This is a genomic window from Paenibacillus lignilyticus, from assembly GCF_017942085.1.
GTDB lineage: Bacteria > Bacillota > Bacilli > Paenibacillales > Paenibacillaceae > Paenibacillus_Z > Paenibacillus_Z lignilyticus.
In genome coordinates this window covers 51,391-65,888 of sequence record NZ_JAGKSP010000002.1, presented here as the reverse complement: position 1 = coordinate 65,888, position 14,498 = coordinate 51,391, and the positions used below count along the sequence as shown (strand labels likewise).

General features: G+C 49.4%; 13 protein-coding genes. 11 read left to right on the top strand and 2 right to left on the bottom strand.

The genetic code is table 11. From position 1 onward, the window contains the following. Positions 1–12: 12 nt before the first annotated feature. Genes sufD through sufB form a run of 4 tightly spaced genes read left to right on the top strand, consistent with a single transcriptional unit; the run spans position 13 to position 4,388 of the window. Positions 13–1,320 (top strand): Fe-S cluster assembly protein SufD, encoded by a 1,308-nt coding sequence (gene sufD, locus I8J30_RS05485; RefSeq protein WP_210656200.1) that lies wholly within the window; start codon positions 13–15, stop codon positions 1,318–1,320. Beyond that, entirely contained in the window at positions 1,317–2,543 is a 1,227-nt protein-coding gene (locus tag I8J30_RS05480) for a cysteine desulfurase (protein ID WP_210656198.1), read from the top strand. Before sufD ends, I8J30_RS05480 begins: the two co-directional genes overlap by 4 nt. After that, positions 2,530–2,955, top strand: coding sequence for a Fe-S cluster assembly sulfur transfer protein SufU (gene sufU, locus I8J30_RS05475; RefSeq protein ID WP_090981835.1), 426 nt, complete (start codon positions 2,530–2,532; stop codon positions 2,953–2,955). The genes I8J30_RS05480 and sufU overlap by 14 nt, the downstream gene beginning before the upstream one ends. 35 nt (positions 2,956–2,990) lie before the next feature. Continuing rightward, positions 2,991–4,388 carry a Fe-S cluster assembly protein SufB gene (gene sufB, locus I8J30_RS05470; protein ID WP_090981833.1) on the top strand — a complete coding sequence of 466 codons (1,398 nt, stop codon included), beginning with the start codon at positions 2,991–2,993 and terminating at the stop codon, positions 4,386–4,388. Between the two features lie 88 nt (positions 4,389–4,476). Here the strand turns inward: sufB and I8J30_RS05465 are convergent, their stop codons facing one another. Both I8J30_RS05465 and I8J30_RS33550 read right to left on the bottom strand, forming a co-directional pair. Beyond that, positions 4,477–5,529: an HD-GYP domain-containing protein gene (locus I8J30_RS05465; RefSeq protein WP_210656196.1), complete on the bottom strand. Its 1,053-nt coding sequence runs from the start codon at positions 5,527–5,529 to the stop codon at positions 4,477–4,479. A 152-nt stretch (positions 5,530–5,681) separates the two neighbouring features. Further along, a complete protein-coding gene (locus tag I8J30_RS33550; protein ID WP_210656194.1) occupies positions 5,682–6,419 on the bottom strand; it encodes a molybdenum cofactor biosynthesis protein in 738 nt (245 codons plus the stop codon). Positions 6,420–6,530: 111 nt separating this feature from the next. Here I8J30_RS33550 and moaA point away from each other — a divergent pair, with 111 nt between their 5' ends. From moaA to I8J30_RS05425, 7 genes are all read left to right on the top strand, one after another. Then, positions 6,531–7,532, top strand: coding sequence for a GTP 3',8-cyclase MoaA (gene moaA, locus I8J30_RS05455; RefSeq protein WP_210656192.1), 1,002 nt, complete (start codon positions 6,531–6,533; stop codon positions 7,530–7,532). Between the two features lie 30 nt (positions 7,533–7,562). Further along, the gene (locus I8J30_RS05450) at positions 7,563–8,045 is read left to right on the top strand and encodes a molybdopterin-binding protein (protein WP_240547873.1); all 483 of its coding nucleotides are present in this window, start codon (positions 7,563–7,565) and stop codon (positions 8,043–8,045) included. Between the two features lie 22 nt (positions 8,046–8,067). After that, complete coding sequence (locus I8J30_RS05445) at positions 8,068–9,510, top strand: bifunctional metallophosphatase/5'-nucleotidase (protein WP_210656190.1); 1,443 nt, start codon at positions 8,068–8,070, stop codon at positions 9,508–9,510. 32 nt (positions 9,511–9,542) lie between these two features. Next, positions 9,543–10,388: an undecaprenyl-diphosphate phosphatase gene (locus I8J30_RS05440; RefSeq protein ID WP_210656187.1), complete on the top strand. Its 846-nt coding sequence runs from the start codon at positions 9,543–9,545 to the stop codon at positions 10,386–10,388. A 236-nt stretch (positions 10,389–10,624) separates the two neighbouring features. Beyond that, positions 10,625–11,734, top strand: a complete 1,110-nt coding sequence (locus tag I8J30_RS05435; RefSeq protein ID WP_091220814.1) for an HD-GYP domain-containing protein — start codon at positions 10,625–10,627, stop codon at positions 11,732–11,734. Between the two features lie 179 nt (positions 11,735–11,913). Beyond that, positions 11,914–13,050 (top strand): radical SAM/CxCxxxxC motif protein YfkAB, encoded by a 1,137-nt coding sequence (gene yfkAB, locus I8J30_RS05430; protein WP_210656185.1) that lies wholly within the window; start codon positions 11,914–11,916, stop codon positions 13,048–13,050. Between the two features lie 46 nt (positions 13,051–13,096). Beyond that, a complete protein-coding gene (locus I8J30_RS05425; RefSeq protein WP_240547872.1) occupies positions 13,097–14,449 on the top strand; it encodes a hemolysin family protein in 1,353 nt (450 codons plus the stop codon). Positions 14,450–14,498 lie beyond the last annotated feature (49 nt).

Here is a 14,498-nt window from a genome sequence, read left to right as displayed (position 1 = left end):
GGAGCAAGTGAAATGAGTACACAATTATCAACTCCGGTTAACCGCCAGACAGTTTCTGCTTTATCGAAAAGCAAAGGCGAGCCGGCATGGCTTGAGGAATCAAGAATTAAAGGCGCTGAATTGGCGGAAACGCTGGAATGGCCCACTCCGGAAAAAGTCCGCATCAGCCGTTGGAATCTGGCGGCGATCGGTAACCATAAATCGCAATCTGCCATCACTTCCGTAAGCGAGCTTCCGGGCTCCATCGGAGAATTGGTCGCGGGTGCACAAGCGGGTCTTGTTGTTCAGCGCAACAGCACAAGCGTGCTTCAACAGCTCTCGGCAGAGCTTGCAGCAAAAGGCGTTATATTCACCGACCTGGAAACAGCGGCGCGTGAACATGGCAGCTTGGTGCAGCAGTATTTGTACAGCGTTGTACCGCAGGATGAGAATAAGCTGACAGCTCTTCAATCGGCGATTTGGAACGGCGGCGTTTTCCTATACGTTCCGAAGAACGTTGAAGTTGAACTTCCTTTGCAGGCACTGTTCTTCAGTGAAGATGCAGGCGCTACTTTTGCTCCGCGTGTTCTTGTAGTAGCCGACAGCCATAGCCGTGTAACTTATGTAGATAACGTAGTTAGTGCATACGGTGAAAGTGCAGAATCCATTGCAAAACAATCCATTATTGAAGTTATCGTGAAGCCCGGCGCGCATGTTCGTTACGCTACGGTTCATCATATGTCCGCGAATGTAATCGACTTGACGATTCGCCGCGCCGTTGTTGAGAATGACGGCAATATCGAATGGGTCATCGGTGATCTGCATGACGGCCACACGCTTTCGGACACGCAATCGCTGCTTAAAGGCAACGGTTCGAACTCCGACGCTAAAGTGATCAGCATTGGAACAAACTCGCAACAGATGAGCCTGACAACCGGAGCGGTTCATTTCGGACGCAATACGGAGAGTAACATGGTTACTCGTGCCGTGATGAAGGATTCAGCGACAGCCATCATCAACGGCATTACGAAGATCGAGAAGGGTGCAACAAAGTCTAACGGCGTGCAGCAAGAGAAAGTACTGATGCTAAGCCCGAAAGCTCGCGGCGATGCGAACCCGATTCTGCTGATTGACGAAGACGACGTTAAAGCCGGACATGCGGCGAGCGTCGGACAAGTGAATCCGGAGCAGGTGTACTACTTGATGTCCCGCGGTATTTCGAAGAAAGATGCGGAGCGTTTGATCATTCATGGTTTCTTGGCCCCTGTCGTTTCGGAGATTCCGATTGATGCGGTCAGAGAACAGCTCCAGCGTCTGCTGGAAAGGAAGCTGGAAGGATGAATGTAAATGCGATCAGAGAGCAATTTCCGATCCTTCATCAGCAAATAAACGGCCATCCGCTCGTTTACTTGGACAGCGCGGCGACTTCACAGAAGCCGCGTTCTGTCATTGATGCTGTTAGCCGGTATTATGAGATGGACAACGCCAACGTCCACCGCGGCGTTCACACACTCGGTTCCCGCGCTACGGACGCATACGAAGGCGCGCGCGAGAAGGTTGCGGCGTTTCTGAATGCGGCAAGTACACAGGAAATTATTTTCACCCGCGGTACGACTACGGCCCTTAATTTAGTAGCTTCGAGCTATGCCAGAGCCGTTTGCGGCGAAGGCGATGAAATTGTCATCACGCAAATGGAACATCATTCCAACCTGATTCCTTGGCAGCAGGTAGCGAAAGCAACCGGTGCGACGCTTAAATATATTCCGCTTGAGAAAGACGGATCCATCACGCTCGCAAATGCGGAAGCAACCATTACGGATCGGACGAAAATCGTCTCGATCATGTATGTGTCGAACGTACTTGGCGTTATTAATCCAATCAAAGAAATCACAGCTATTGCTCATCGCCATGGCGCTAAGATGGTCGTCGACGGCGCGCAAAGCACGCCTCATATGAAGGTGGATGTACAAGATCTGGATTGCGACTTCTACGCGTTCTCCGGCCATAAGATGTGTGCGCCGACAGGTATTGGTGCACTCTATGGCAAGAAGGCGCTGCTTGAAGAGATGGAGCCGATCGAATTCGGCGGCGAAATGATCGATCATGTGGATCTGCATGATTCCACGTGGAAGGAGCTGCCTTGGAAATTTGAAGGCGGCACACCGATTATTGCCGGCGCAGTCGGACTTGGCGCAGCGATTGATTTCCTAACCGAAATCGGTCTGGATGAAATCGAGAAGCACGAGCATAAGCTTGCTGCTTACGCGTACGAGCGTCTTAGCACCATCGATGGCATATCGATATTCGGACCTGTCGATAATCGTGCGGGTCTGGTCACATTTAATTTGAATGATGTGCATCCTCATGACGTAGCAACCGTGCTTGATACGAAGGGGATTGCGGTTCGCGCAGGCCACCATTGCTGCCAGCCGCTGATGCGTTATTTGAATGTTTCTTCTACAGCCAGAGCAAGCTTTTATCTATACAATACCGAAGAGGACGTTGACAGGCTTGTTGACGGCCTCCAGCAGACAAAGGAGTTCTTCGGTTATGGAATTGGATGATTTATACCGCCGTGTCATTATGGATCATTACAAAAACCCGCGTAACCGCGGCACCTTGGACGAAGATTCGCTTACGATTAACTTGAACAATCCAACGTGCGGCGACCGCATAACATTACAGCTTCAAGTGGAAGACGGCATTGTGAAGCAAGCGAAGTTTACCGGAGAAGGCTGCTCGATCAGCATGTCCTCGGCATCGATGATGACCGAAGCTGTGACAGGCAGAACAACGGAAGAAGCGCTTGAGCTTGCGGAACGATTCTCGACCTTTATCAAAGGCGGGGAGGCTGAGTTTGAAGAGCTGGAAGATATCGAAGCTTTGTCAGGCGTCAGCAAATTCCCTGCTCGCATCAAATGCGCGACACTCTCTTGGAATGCCCTGCGCAAGGGAATTGAACATCAGAAACAATAAAGCGCGGTTACCGCGTATGGTAGGAGGCTATTACGATGGCTAAAGAAATGCCTGATTTAGAAGATTATAAATATGGCTTTCGCGATGAACATAAAGCGATTTTTCAATCCGGTAAAGGACTGACTCCTGAGATCGTTCGCACGATTTCGGAGATCAAGAACGAGCCGGAATGGATGCTTGAATTCCGTTTGAAGGCGCTGGAGCAGTTTTACAAAATGCCTATGCCTAAGTGGGGCGGCAACATGGACGATCTGGATTTCGACGATATCCAGTACTATGTTCGTCCTTCCGAGAAGCAAGGCAAAACGTGGGAAGAGGTTCCTACAGAAATTAAAGAAACCTTCGACAAGCTGGGTATTCCTGAAGCGGAGCAGAAGTTCCTTGCAGGTGTATCCGCTCAGTACGAGTCCGAGGTTGTTTACCACAGCATGCAAGAAGACCTGGAGAAGCAAGGTGTTATCTTCACAGATACCGATACCGCTCTTCGCGAATATCCGGAAATCTTCAAACAATATTTCGGTACGATCATTCCTCCGGCCGATAACAAATTCGCGGCACTGAACAGTGCGGTATGGTCCGGTGGCAGCTTTATCTATGTGCCAAAAGGCGTGAAATGCGAAATTCCGCTTCAAGCGTACTTCCGTATCAATTCCGAGAACATGGGTCAATTCGAGCGTACACTGATCGTAGCGGACGAAGACAGCTTCGTACACTACGTTGAAGGCTGTACAGCACCGATCTACAGCACGAACTCGCTGCATAGCGCAGTAGTAGAAATTCTTGTTCTCAAGAATGCGCGCTGCCGTTATACAACGATTCAGAACTGGGCTCCGAATATCTACAACCTTGTTACTAAACGCGCCGTTGCCGAAGAAAACGCGACAATGGAATGGGTTGACGGTAATATCGGCTCCAAGCTGACAATGAAATATCCTGCAGTCGTCCTGAAAGGCCGTGGCGCTAAAGGCATGGTGCTTTCGATCGCAGTAGCAGGTAAAGGCCAGCATCAAGATGCAGGCGCAAAAATGACTCACCTGGCGCCGGATACGACTTCGACGATCGTCTCCAAGTCGATCAGTAAACACGGCGGCAAAGTAACATACCGCGGCTTGGCTTCCTTTGGCCGTAACTCCGAAGGCTCCAAGGCTAACATTAAATGCGATACGCTAATCTTGGATAATGAGTCGACGTCGGATACGATTCCGTACAACGAAATCATGAACGACAACATTACGCTGGAGCATGAAGCGACGGTTTCCAAAGTTTCCGAGGATCAGCTGTTCTACCTGATGAGCCGCGGTCTTACCGAAGCAGAAGCTACCCAAATGATCGTAATGGGCTTCATCGAGCCGTTCACGAAAGAGCTGCCGATGGAATACGCGGTTGAGATGAACCGTCTCATCAAGTTTGAGATGGAAGGCTCGATCGGTTAATCCGATACGATACGATTAAACACCTAATTAAAAACTCCGAATCCTCTATAAGAGGTTCGGAGTTTTTTTTTGATGCTGTTTATGTGAATTACATGAAGACTTGTTTAACTTCAAGATTACGTAGGACGGTAAGATCTACGAAGCGATCCTCAATGCGAACCAATGGACGGAAAAATTCGGAGGGATGGGTCATAATGATGGTTCCCGTTTCACCGGATACGAGCTCTACCTGCTTGCCGATAAAATTAGGAATCATATGTTTTATGAAGGTATGAGTGGTAAAGGCGTCCAGCTCGGTGAAGCTCATCCGATACAGTTCCTTTAGAACGAAGAGCAGATCGCGCTTCTTCTGATACACACGGGAGGAGATCATCGCGCTATACACATCGGCAACCGCGACGATTTTGGAGACGGGATGAAGATCATCGCCCTTCAAACGGTTGGGATATCCAGTGCCGTCAATACGTTCGTGATGCTGTAGGGCAACCGTTGCGGCGAGGGACTCGCCGAACGAATCTCTAATAATTTGATGGCCGTAGATCGTGTGCTTCTTGATCATTTCAAACTCATCATCAGAGAGTTTGCCGGGCTTATTAAGAATCCCGTCCGTGATCTGGCATTTGCCGATATCATGGAGGAAACCGGCTTGTCCGATCTTAACCGCTTCCTTCTCGGAGTAGCCAAGCCAAGAGGATAAGTAGTAAGAAAGCATACCCACCTGAACGGAATGCTGATAGGTGTAATCATCCTTGGTATTAAGCAGAAGCAGCATGGAAACAACATCGCGTTCCATTCTGAAATTGTCTACCAGCGGCTGAAACGTATGTACGACGTCATCCTCGATAATTTTGCCGTTCTGCATCGCTTCAAGAAACAACTGTTCGTAGCCGTTCACCGCATCTTGGTAGATGGGCTGTACGGTAGGTATCCATTTGGGGTTGATTCCCGATTCTATTGTTCGAGCCGATTCCTCTTGTTTCCTTGAGATAATATCGACATATTCGATCTGATGCTGAAACAGCTTTGAAATTTCTCTGGCATATAGTTCAGTACCTTTAGAAAGTACATGTAATCCGTAGCCGTTGAATGTATCGTTACTTAATTTATCTCCGTCTCTAAGCTCCGTCACATGAATCCGCATAATTCACCTCGAATGACTTATCAATTAGGCTAAGCAGTGATAAGACCATGGTAGCAATAAAATGCAGAGTTGACAATGACAGCGTTATAAAAACAGTACTATTTACCCTATTTAATATCCTAAAATATGGAACAAGTGCAACAGATAACCTTTTATAGTGGAGTAACGGGGTTCCACGGACCTAACTGATGTCCTTTCCACTCGGAACCGTCTTCCCATATCTCTCTTTTCCATATCGGTACGATTTGTTTCAATCGTTCAATGGCGTATCGGCTTGCCTCATAACAATCGCCGCGATGAGGGGCAGAGACGGCAATGACGACGCTGATTTCAGCAATTTCGACGACGCCGATCCGGTGTGCGATAGCAACCTTGGCTCCGGGCCAGCGAGCTTCGATTTCGTCGCCGATTTGCTGCAGCGTCTTGACGGCCATCGGGACGTAGGCTTCATACTCCAGACGTACGGTCCGCGCGCCATGCGTCCATTCCCGGGTCGTGCCGGTGAATGTAAGGGCAGCACCGTTGTCAGGCTCAATGACCATAGCCGTGATCGCTTCTACCGACAGCGGCTGTTCAGTCACGACATAGCGGCTGGCAGGAGCTGCTGAGGGCTCGATTACGTCTTGTTCTGCTTCTTCCCCGCCTGATACAGGAGGGAGCAGGGCGAGCTCGTCACTTGCCAGTAGAAGCTGCTCGTCTGAGGCGTAAGCTTGATTGCAGGCCATGAACGAAATCGTAATCAATGAGGAATCCGCAGGATAACGAGTGATCAGCTCCTGCTTCAATTGGTGCACGGTGAGCTCGGCTTGATCCAGCTCAAGCGTGATGACAGCCCCTCCAAAACGCTCGGACAGACCGGCAAAAAGGTGGATATTCCATTTTACAGACATGTGTTTAACCTCTCGCTATCGTAATGTTAATGGTCTCCATAGCATACCATAATGTGTCCAAAAATGTTATGCTAGAGGCAGAGACTGGGGAACCGAGGAGGTGAGCGGAGAATGACCGCATTAACAGATCGATTTGGACGCGTTCACGATTATTTGCGTATTTCCGTTACGGATCGTTGCAATTTACGCTGCCTGTACTGTATGCCTGAGGAAGGGGTGCAGTTTGAACCCGCGGAGAATCTGCTAAGTTATGATCAAATCACCGAGGTCGTGCGCGCAGGTGCAAGCCTGGGAATTTCCAAGCTTAGAATTACCGGTGGAGAGCCGCTCGTCCGCCCGGGTCTGGCGGGTTTGGTCCGGCAGCTCGCAGCCATTCCGGGCATCAAGGACATCTCAATGACGACGAATGGCGTTCTCCTCGCTGATCAAGCCAAGGCACTTCGCGAGGCCGGCGTGAACCGTGTAAATATTAGTTTGGACACGCTCGATCCTGCCCGTTTTCAATTTATTGCAAGACGCGGTGATTTGAAGCGTGTTTTGAAAGGCATAGAGGTCGCGGCTCAAGTCGGTTTTGCCCCGATTAAGCTCAATTGCGTGCTGCTTAAAGGCGTCAATGAGGATGAGATCGCCGCATTTCTGCGTATGGCCCGCGATCAACCGCTTCATGTGCGATTTATCGAATATATGCCTATCGGCCATGCCGATGACAATTGGCGCAATCATTATTTGCCTCTAACGAGAGTTCTTGAGATCGCTGAGGAGAATGGCTTGAATATTGAGCAGATTCATGACGTGCAGGGGAATGGTCCTTCCGACGATTACCGGATTGAAGGCGGCAAAGGCTCTTTCGGACTTATCCATCCCGTGAGTGATCAGTTTTGCGCAAGGTGCAATCGACTGCGCTTAACCGCCGACGGTCATATTCATCCTTGCTTGTATTGGGTAGATGAATTGAATGTGAAGCCTGCCCTAGGCGACGAGAAGAAGATGCTTGAGCTGTTTAGCAAGGCGATGGCGATTAAACCGCTTAATCATGAAATGGCCGCGAAGCTTTCGAATGAGGCGCAAAGCCATGAGCCTACCGGAAGACGGATGTCTCAGATAGGCGGATAATATTAGTATCGGGAAAAGAGAGGGATCAGCATGACCGTTCAATCGGGGAATACTTCGATTACAATTGCATATACAGGTCAAGAGCCTGTTAGCCTGACAGCTGACGAAATGGCGAAATTGGCAGGCGCCAGCTTTCCGTTATCAAGTCGAATCGCCGGTGCTGCCGGCGAAGCATTCGATTTCGGTGCATGGTTTGAAGCATGGCGCGGCAAACAAGGGGTCGCTCCCGATGCACCTCTTCCAACCCATCTGAAAGTAGAAGCCGTTGATACGTTCGAGGCCCTTATTCCTTGGGAGCAATTAAAGGATGCTGCCGTGCAGTATGCCGTCGACGGAGCGCCCCTGCCTAAGGGCGGGCCCATTCGACTGTATGTGCCCCATGGTTCAAGCGAATGCTTAAATGTAAAAAGCGTTGTCGTATGCAAGTTCATCCATGACGAAGAGAAACGCGGGGAAGTATCCTACGGCTTCAAGCAAACCTTCTCAGCAGAAGAGATGCGATTAAAGCGGTAGTCCTTGCAAGCGGGAGGCAAGCATGAAAGATAAGGCAACGGATGCGCCAGATGTCGTATTGTTACATAGCAATGACATTCACAGTCGTTTGGAGCAAGCGGCCAAGATGGCTGCATACATCGAGGAGACACGGCGTATATACGGGGCTGAGTATGTATTAACCCTGGATATCGGCGATCATATGGACCGCATGCGCGTAGAAACGGAAGCAAGCGACGGCTTAGCTAACATTGATATGCTGAATGCCGCGGGGTACGAAGTTGTAACGATTGGCAACAATGAAGGGCTGACTTTTACATCGGAGCAGCTCACGGAAGCTTACGGTACACGAGCAGCCTTTAAGACGATATGCGCCAATTTCTATCAGCTTGAGGATGGCAAACGTCCGTCCTGGCTGCTCCCTAACACGATTGTTCATAAAGGGAAGCTGCGCATCGGCCTCATTGGCGTGACGGCTGCTTTCGCTGAGTTTTATAAACTTCTTGGCTGGGATGCAACAGATCCGTTGCAGGCTGTGGCAGAGCAAGTTGCCATACTCCGATCCCAAGTGGATGTGGTAGTGGTAATGTCGCATGTCGGCATTACGCTGGATCGCAAGATGGCAGCTGAGATTGCGGGTATCGACCTTATCCTTGGCGGACACACGCATCATTTATTCGAAGAGCCTGAAGTGATCGGCGAGACGTCTCTCTGCGCAGCGGGCAAATTCGGCGAATATCTCGGGCACGTGGAGATTAGAATGGAGAGCACAACGAATCGGCCGATCTTCCGTGCGAAATGCGTACCGATGGAGTCGAGGAGTGAGCAGCCTCAGGCGACAGCGCTAATCAGCGGCTTTAAAGCGGATAGCAGGCAACGTCTAAGCCGGGTTATCACCGTGCTGGACGAACCTATGCCTGCAAGCAGCGAGCATGAAACATCGCTCGCCAATTTGCTCGCCGCAGGCCTGCGGCGCAAAGCCGATGCCGAGATTGGCATCGTCAATACGGGCCAGCTGCTCAGCGGCCTCGCCGCAGGAGAAGTGACGGCAGGCGATTTGCATGCCCTCTGCCCGTCGCCGATAAATCCATGCCGGATGAAACTGACCGGCACTGAAATCCGCTTGTCGCTTGAAGAAGCGCTCCAACGCGAATACGTGGATAAACCGATCCGCGGGTTCGGTTTCCGCGGTCTGGTCCTCGGCACGCTTGCCGTAGACGGACTCGAAATCCACTATTCGCCGGAACGACCGAACTACAGCCGAATTTCCTCCATTGTAGTGAACGGTCATCCTTTACAGGAGGACGGGGTCTACATAGTTGGGACGATCGATATGTTTACCTTTGGGGTCGGTTATGAGAAAATCAAATACGGCACAGACGTTACCTATTATTTGCCTGAGTTTATACGCGATGTGCTGGAGCAGGAGCTGCTCGATAAAGCCGCAATTGCCGATAGCTATCGGCAGCGCTGGATTGAAGATTAAATCAAGTTTCAAAAACGCCTTAGGAGGATCAAATGGGAGACATTATTCACGCGATTATTTTAGGTATAGTGGAAGGGTTAACGGAGTTTCTGCCCGTTTCATCTTCGGGCCACATGATTTTGACGAATAAGCTGCTTGGAATAGCATCGGACGATCAGGCGATCGTTACGTTTGAAATTGTCATTCAGCTCGGCGCTATATTAGCGATGGCCATCGTTTATTGGGATCGCATTCTCGATTTGTTTGGTTTATCGCGCAAAGCACAATCGATGGGCACGCTTTCTTCCGGAAGACGCAAAACAAGCAAATTGAACTTGATCCATGTTGCGCTCGGAATTGTACCTGCCATGCTGCTTGCCTTCCTTCTCAAGGATATTATTAAAGGCGAAGGATTTAATCAGACCCCGGTCTTGATTTCCCTCGTTGTAGGCGGGATCTATATGATCGCTGCTGAGCGGCTGCAGAAGTCTCGTCGCATCAAGGTCGTTTCTGAAACGATGGATGATATATCTTATAAGCAGGCTTTCGGTATCGGCTTGCTGCAGTGTTTGTCGCTATGGCCGGGTTTTTCCCGTTCGGGTTCAACGATTGCCGGCGGCATGCTGACAGGGACAAGCTATAAAGCTGCAGCTGACTTCTCGTTTCTAATGGCAATTCCAATCATGGTGGCGGCTACCGGCTATGAAATGCTCGACAACTACAAGTTTATTGAGGGCGACAATTTGATGTTCTTTATCGTAGGCTTCCTCGTTTCCTTCGTTGTTGCTTGGCTTGTCATCGTCTTGTTCCTGCGGTTCATCCAGAAGGTAAGACTGACGCATTTCGCTATTTACCGTTTTGTATTGGCGGCTTTGTTCTGGCTGTTTGTGATGAGCTAATAAAAATAACTCGAATATGTCGATATTTGGCGAATCGGTTATTGCTCTTTTTTCGCAAATCCCTTACAGTAACATTACGAGGTTTTAATAAGTACTAGAAAGTATTGGATTTTCAATCCGTGCTTCGTTGGTATTTTCAGGGAAGAAACTTACCGCGCCGACACTGTACGGCATAGCATTTCTTCTTACCTAGCCTACAAATTTAGGAAAATAGATGCAAGGCAGGGGTCGATACGATGCGATTATTGCCCACACAGATGTGCCGGCCGGGCATGAGACTAGCGAAAAAGATATATTCCGAGGATGGACTGGTCCTGCTTGGGGAAAATGTCGAATTAACGGCAAAATTGATAACTCGCCTTTATGAATGCGGCGTTCATTTTGTCTATATTCAAGATCCGCGAACAGCCGATCTGATCATTCCCGATATTATAAGCGAAGAAACGAGACATAGGGCGCTTAGCGAGATTAGGACGAATTTCCGAGATTTAATGGATCGTCCTAATCGGAAGAGCGGCGTAACTTATCCATATATAGCGAAATCGTTCAAACAAATAATGACGATGGTTATCGATGATTTGACGGATCAGAAGGATGCTATGATCATGCTCATGAACATGGGCATTGTGGATGATTACTTGTTCCAGCATTCGCTGAATGTATCCGTTTATACGACTTTGCTGGGTATTGCGAATGGCTATTCGAGGGACGAGCTGATGACGCTTGGCCTTGGCGCCATGCTGCATGACATCGGCAAGACGCAGATTAGCATGAACATTCTCAAGAAGCAAGGCTCGCTGTCGAGAGATGAATACGAGGAAATGAAACGGCATGCGGAACGCGGCTACTATCTGTTAAAGGATGAGCCGAATATTCCGTTGCTGGCTGCCCACTGTGCCTATCAGCATCATGAACGGTTGGATGGCAGCGGATATCCGCGCGGCATTAAAGGCAACGAGATTCACGAGTACGCGAAATGGATTGGCCTTGTTGATTCCTATGATGCGATGACGACAACCCGCATTTATCGGAATCCGCTGCTGCCGCACGAAGCGGTAGAATCCCTATATGCAGGCACGGGCACATTATACGAGCAGCGGATGCTTCAGCTGTTCCGTGATAAAGTCGCCATTTACCCGCTTGGCATTACAGTGAAGTTCCATTCCGGAGAGACCGGCGTCGTCGTAGATATTAACGCTTCTTGCCCGCACAGGCCTGTCGTTCGTATTCTGAACGACGAGCAGGGCGAAGAGCTGAAGGTGCCTTACGAGGTCGACTTATCGAAGCAATTGACGACAATGATCGTTGGCGTGAATGAAGATCAACCTTTTGCAGAGGCTTACTGAAGCTGAGAAGTTGTAACTGCTCCAGCAACCCAATTCAATACGGAAGTCCGGGGAGCCGAGCAGGCTCCTTTTCGTTTTTTTGCGCCATTGTGTTTGCAACGAGCGACTTCGGACATTACAATAAAAGAAAGTTATTTAAGAGCGTGCGTTTATCATGACAAAGTAAGGTGCTGAAACATATGCAGAATGCTATATCTTTTGTACAACCGGATTCAAAGCTGTTATACACGCCCGCGAACGATCCGTGGGATCCCATTCTTTCACTGCGCGAGCATGGTCGGCATGTGCTGACAAGTGTAGAGATGACGCTTTCCAATTTATGCAACATGCGCTGTGAACATTGTGCCGTTGGCGACACATTAGTTATGGCGGAGCCTGCGAAGCTGCCGCTCGATACGCTGCTGCGCAGATTGGACGAAGTCGAGCATCTGAAGACGATTAGTATTACCGGCGGAGAACCGACGTTCTCTGCGAAAGCCGTGCGCGAGTATATGATTCCGCTGCTCAAGTATGCGCGCAGCAGGGGCATAGCTTCACAAATCAACTCCAATGTCACATTGGACTATAACAGGTATGAGGAGATCGCACCTTACCTGGATGTGATGCATATTTCATTCAATTACACGAGCAGCGATGATTTTCACCAAATAGGCTTTGCCAAAAGCGGGCATCCTGTTTCGAAGGAAACTGCAACACGTATGTATGACCGCATGATTGAGAATGCAAGGCGACTAAGTGACGGCGGATTATTCGTATCGGCAGAGTCGATGATTAATTTCAGGACTTATAATAAAATGCCGGAAATCCACAAGCTGATTCTTGAAATGGGCTGTAAGCGTCATGAAGTTCATCCGATGTACCCGAGTGCATTCGCGGCGGATTTGCCTGTCATTTCGAAGCAACAGATGCGGGATGCGATTACTTCCTTGCTGGATAGCCGAGACCCATCTGTCTGGATGCTCTTCGGCACGCTGCCGTTCTACCACTGTAATGAACAGAAGGAAGATCGCGAGCTGCTTGCAAGATTGGCGGCGGCCCCGCTTGTAACCGTGCGCAACGATCCCGATGGCCGCAATCGGTTGAATGTGAACTTATTTACCGGCGATGTGTTCGTCACTGATTTCTCCGATGTTCCGGCGTTCGGCAACATTGGATCGGATCGGTTAGACGATCTGTTCGGCCGATGGCTTGCACATCCGCTGGCGCGCAGCGTAGATTGTCATTGCCCGGCTGCATCCTGCTGCGGACCGAACCTGCTCGTGAAAGATATGTATTACCGGGATGTCGACTTTGGAACTCGTCAAGCCATCCTATAATATAGATAGAGCGGCAATATGCCGATGAGAGGAGCGGACGAAGCCTTTGCATGAATTTGAAGCAGGCCGAATTCTGTTAAACTTAAGTGTAGTCCTTATTCTTGTATTGTTGAACGGGTTTTTCGTAGCGGCGGAGTTCTCCTTGGTGAAGGTCCGTTCATCAAGGCTGACTCAGCTGTCCAACGAAGGGCATAAGAGGGCTAAATACGCATTGACAGTCAATAAAAAGCTGGATGCGTACTTGTCAGCCACGCAATTCGGGATTACGTTAGCTTCTCTTGGCCTTGGTTGGGTAGGGGAGCCGGCCATTTCCGATCTCATCGTTGAACCTTTGTTTTTCAAATTCGGTTTGACCGATGAGACGCTCGTACATACGGTTTCGATTATTATCGGATTTCTCGTCATTACTTTCCTGCACATCGTACTTGGAGAGCTTGCGCCTAAATCGCTGGCGATCCAGAAATCGGAAGCAACATCCCTGTGGCTTTCAATGCCGCTGCTGTTCTTCTACAAAATGTTTCTGCCTGTCATTTGGCTGCTCAACGGATCGGCAAATCGCTTGCTGCGATTGTTTGGCGTTCAGCCTGCCAGCGAGCATGATTCGGCACATACCGAGGAAGAAATTCGCATTCTGATGAATCAGAGCGCCAAGAGCGGTATTATCGACAAGGATGAACTTCGTTTGTTCGATAATATTTTCGAATTTAGCGACAGGCTGGCTCGCGAGGTCATGCTGCCACGGACCGATATGGACTGTCTCTATGCGGATCATTCTTTTGAAGAGAACATGAAGATCGTCTACGCCACCAAACATACCCGCTATCCGGTTTGTGTGGAAGATAAGGATCAGCTTATCGGATTTGTACATATTACGGATTTACTTACATCCGATCCCGATGAGGAGCAGTCCATCCATAAATATCTCCGTCCTATATTGAATGTGCCGGAATCGATGGAGATCAGCCATGTTTTGAAGCTGATGCAGCGCAAGCATTCACAACTGGCTATCGTGGTGGATGAGTACGGCGGAACTGCGGGAATGCTGACAACGGAGAGCATCTTGGAGGAAATCGTCGGTGAAATTCATGACGAATTCGATAATCAGCAGCCTAACATTGTCGTTAAAGGAGATGTCACCTCCGTTGACGGCCGGATGCTGATCGAAGAAATCAACGATATGTTTAACTTGGATATCGAAGATGAGGACGTCGATACGATCGGCGGCTGGCTCTTCACGCAGCTGGAGGGTAACCCGGATAAAGGCAAGAAGATTGTAGTGGATGATTTCGCCTTTGAAGTAGCGGAGAGCGAACGTCTGCGCGTATTGCGTGTGTTTATCTACCGCGTGAAGAAGCAGACGGAACAATCCGAGCTGCAAGAACAGGAAGAGAAGGAATAACGATGTAGAAGCTGAGGCTGGCACTATCAATCATCATGGATGATTGATG